At 72.2% G+C, this 3,567-nt stretch carries 3 protein-coding genes; 2 read left to right on the forward strand and 1 reads right to left on the reverse strand.

The window, feature by feature from the left end; genetic code table 11:
- Positions 1-147 precede the first annotated feature (147 nt).
- Complete coding sequence (locus AB0J68_RS29335; RefSeq protein ID WP_363941786.1) at positions 148-960, forward strand: neutral zinc metallopeptidase; 813 nt, start codon at positions 148-150, stop codon at positions 958-960.
- A gap of 121 nt (positions 961-1,081) precedes the next feature.
- Entirely contained in the window at positions 1,082-1,732 is a 651-nt protein-coding gene (locus tag AB0J68_RS29340; protein ID WP_355068737.1) for an HAD family phosphatase, read from the forward strand.
- Positions 1,733-1,799: 67 nt separating this feature from the next.
- On the opposite strand, the gene AB0J68_RS29345 is transcribed toward AB0J68_RS29340, so the two are convergent.
- On the reverse strand, positions 1,800-3,567 hold a 1,768-nt coding region (locus AB0J68_RS29345; protein WP_363941783.1), incomplete at its 5' end, for an FtsX-like permease family protein.

Raw genomic sequence — 3,567 nt, forward strand, 5'->3', positions numbered from 1 at the left:
TGCCGGCCGAGCAGGTGCGGGGCGCCCGGCTGGGCGGTCGGCGAACGCGTTGCGCAGCACCAGCACCGTGTGAAGCCGCCCGGCCGGTCCGAGGGTCAAGCCGCCCGGCCGGCCTGAGCGTGAACCGTCCGGCCCGGTGGTGCGTGAATCCGGTGGGCGTGGTGGTCGTACCGTCGGGGTACTGCGCAGCGGGAGCGCCGATGTCTGGGAGGCACAGTGGGGGCATGGTCAGGACGCGACGCCCGGGGACCCCTGGCGGGCCTGGTGGTCGCCGCGCTGGTGTCGCTCGCCTGCGCCGGCGGTGGGCTGGCCGAGCCGGAGGGCGAACGCCCGGGGGCGAACAGGCCGGCCGCCTCGCCGGGGCCGAGCACCACCCGCGCCGACAGCACCACCAGCGTGGCCGAGTTCAAGCAGGACGTCGCCGACGCGCAGGCGGTCGCCGAGCGCTACTGGACGGCCCAGTTCAAGGCCTCCGGGAAGCGCTTCCAACCCATCCGGCGGGTCACCCCGTACCAGCGGGCCGGCGAGGTCTCCTGCGGCGGGCAGCCGCTGCCCCGCAACAACGCGGTCTACTGCTCGCAGGGCGACTTCATCGCGTACGACGTCGCCTGGTCGGTGGCCGCGTTCCGCGAGGTCGGTGACGCGTTCGTGTTCTACCTGCTCGGCCACGAGTACGCCCACGGCATCCAGGTGCGCCTCGGCATCAACTACAGCTTCACCATCCAGCAGGAGTTGCAGGCCGACTGCATGGCGGGGGCGTACCTCGGCGACTCGGTGCGCTCCGGCGACCTGACCCTCGCCGAGGGCGACCTGGACGAGTTCCGGGAGGGGGTGGCGGCCGTCGGCGACGACCCCGACCAGCCGTGGTTCGCCGAGGGCGCGCACGGCACCGCCGAGCAGCGCACCGACATGTTCTTCCGCGGCTACGAGCGCTCGCTGAAGGAGTGCGACCTGGGCTGAGCGGGGTTGCCCGGATCACCCCGGCGCCCGTTGCCGCCACCGGCCACGGGTCGTGCTGGCAGGATCGCTGGTGTCGCCCACGACCCTGGAGGATCCGCTGAGCAGCCAACACCCCGCCGCCGTGCTCTTCGACATGGACGGCACGCTGGTCGACAGCGAGAAGCTGTGGGACGTCGCGCTGCAGGAACTGGCGCGCGAGTACGGCGGTGACCTCTCCGCCGACGCCCGCCGGTCGATCATCGGCACCGCCATGGCCGAGTCGATGCGCATCCTGCACGACGACCTGGGGCAGCCCGAACGGGACCCCGAGATCAGCGCGGCGTGGATCAACGCCCGGATCCTGGAGCTGTTCCGGGGCGGTCTGCCCTGGCGGCCGGGGGCGTTCGAGCTGTTGCACGCGGTCCGCGCGGCGGGAATCCCCACCGCGCTGGTCACCTCCAGCCCTCGGGCCCTCGTCGAGATCGCCCTGGACACCCTGGGTCGGGACACCTTCGACGTGGTGGTCGCCGGCGACGAGGTGGTCGCGGCCAAGCCCCACCCGGAGCCCTACCTGACCGCCGCGCGGCTGCTCGGCGTGCCGATCGAGCGGTGTGTGGCGATCGAGGACTCACCGACCGGGGTGGCCAGCGCGCTCGCCTCCGGCGCGGCCGTGCTGGCCGTACCCGCCGAGGTGCCGTTGCCCGCCAGGACCGGCGTACACCAGGTGGAGAGCCTGACGGGCGTGGACCTGGAGGTGCTCGCGGCCCTGCTGGCCGACCGGGCCGCGGCCTGACGAAAACGTGGCCTGACGAAGAAGGGGGACCCCGCCGTTGCGGGGCCCCCCTTCTCTCGGTCTGGCGTCAGTCGTGGGCGATCGCGCCCAGGACGTTGATCCGGGCCGCCCGCACGGCGGGGAGCACCGCGGCCACCACCCCGATGATCGCGGCGAGACCGAGGAAGACGCCCATCTGCCCCCACGGCAGGATCAGGTCGGTGATGCCCTCGTCCTTGAGCGCCTCGACCACGGCGGCGCCGAGGCCGCTGCCGACCGCCACGCCCAGCAGCGCGCCGAACACGGAGATCACCACCGCCTCGACCGTGATCATGCCCATGGTCTGCCCGCGCCGCAGGCCGATGGCCCGCAACAGGCCCAGCTCGCGGGTCCGCTCCAGCACCGACAACGCGAGGGTGTTGATGATGCCCAGGACGGCGATGACGATGGCCAGCGCCAGCAGGATCTGGATCATCGTGAGCAGCCCGTCGAGCTGACCGGTCTGCTGCTTGATGAACGCGTCCCGGTCGGCCACCGACACCTCGGGACTGTCCGCGAGCAGCGCCTCCACCTGCGGCTGCACGTCGGCCACCCGGGCGCCCGCCGCCAGCTGGATGAAGCCCTGGATGGGCTGCGGGATGGCGAAGTCCTTCGCCGCGGTCGCCGGCAACGTCACCGGGTTGGTCAGCTGCGACGACTCGTAGATGCCGCTGATCGTGTACGTCCGGGCCTCGCCCCGGGTCAGCTGCACGTTCACCGTCGAGCCGACCGACCAGCCACGGGACTTGGCGGTGTCGGAGCTGGCGAGCATCTGGGTCGGTGAGAGCCGGTCGATGTCACCGGCGGTGGCCTTCGCCCCGAAGATCTGCCGCAGCGACGCGACGTCGCTGCTCGCCGCCACCCAGGTGCCCTCGCCGTTGATCCTGGCCATGTCGCCGTACTCGCCGTCGACCATCTGCACGCCGGGCAGGGCCTTGGCCCGGTCCAGCACACCCGGGTCGAAGCTCGGCGGACGCGGCCCACCCTGCTGGCCGGAGATCACCAGCTCGGCCTTGATGGTGTCCTGGGCGAGGGCGCTGATGCTGCCCTTGGCCGAGTCGAGAATCACCGTGACGCCGGTGACCAGCGCGATGCCGACCATCAGCGCGGCGGCGGTGATCGCGGTGCGGCGCGGGTTGCGCCCCGAGTTCAGTCGGCCCAGCTTGCCCGGCACCGACCAGGAGAAGATCGCGCCGAGCAGGCTCACCACCGGCCGGCTGATCAGCGGGGTCAGCAGCGCCACGCCGATGAAGGCGAACAGCACCCCACCCAGGATGGTGGCCAGGGTCTGACCACCCGCGTTGCCGCTGAGCCCCAAAAAGAGCAGCAGCGCGCCGATGCCGGTGACCACCGACCCGGCCACCGTGACCTTGGTCAGCGGCCGGTCCGGGGTCGCCACGTCCTGCATGGCGGCGATCGGCGGGATCCGGGATGCCCGCAGCGCCGGCAGCAGCGCCGCCACCACGGTGATCACCAGACCGACGCCGAAGGAACCGATCACCGCGGCCGCCGGCACACCGATCCCGGCCAGGGTCAGCCCACCGGCCAACTTGCCGAACAGGAACGCCAGCAGCGCCCCCACACCGATGCCGGCCGCCAGGCCGAGCACCGACGCGATCAACCCGACCGCGATGGCCTCCAGCACCACCGAACCGATGATCTGCCGGCCGCTGGCGCCGATGGCGCGCATCAGCGCCAGCTCCCGGGTCCGCTGCGCCACGATGATCGAGAAGGTGTTGAGGATGAGGAAGGTGCCCACCAGCAGCGCCACCGCGGCGAAGCCGAGCAGGATCTTGTTGAAGAAGGACAGGCCCTCC

It is taken from the genome of Micromonospora sp. NPDC049580, assembly GCF_040675595.1.
Classification (GTDB): domain Bacteria; phylum Actinomycetota; class Actinomycetes; order Mycobacteriales; family Micromonosporaceae; genus Micromonospora.